At 38.4% G+C, this 401-nt stretch carries 1 pseudogene; it reads right to left on the reverse strand.

The window, feature by feature from the left end:
* Window positions 1–47: 47 nt before the first annotated feature.
* Window positions 48–401: pseudogene (locus tag ACYVTD_RS17460) on the reverse strand ((p)ppGpp synthetase); the annotation flags it as partial.

Below are 401 nucleotides of genomic sequence, written 5' to 3' on the forward strand. Positions count from 1 at the left end.
CGGGGCGCCGACAAATACCAGCAATGTCATGGGAGCAGGTTTGTTTGTTATATAATGGATAGTATATTATTGTTTGGTTTTAGCTCTAAAATTCTTGTATATTGGCTGATTGCTTCGCTAAAACTGTTATTATTGTGAGCGGACAGGGCTTTAACAAGCAAATCGTCAATTGATTCATTGTATTCTGATGAAGATTGAGGATTGGCGCTTTCAATAAAAGGGGGTGCGATTTTTACATTTTCCGATTCAAACAAAAGATCGTCTGTTGATTCCTCAATTTTCTGGAAAAAACTTTCCCGTCTTTTTTCCATTTCCTTGCTGTATTTCCGCTGATAGCTTCGGATTTCCTGAAAAATCATGTCCGCTAAAGACAGGCTTGCGTTAATTGCGGCAAGTTTTCT

The sequence above is a fragment of the Treponema sp. R6D11 genome, from assembly GCF_054786075.1.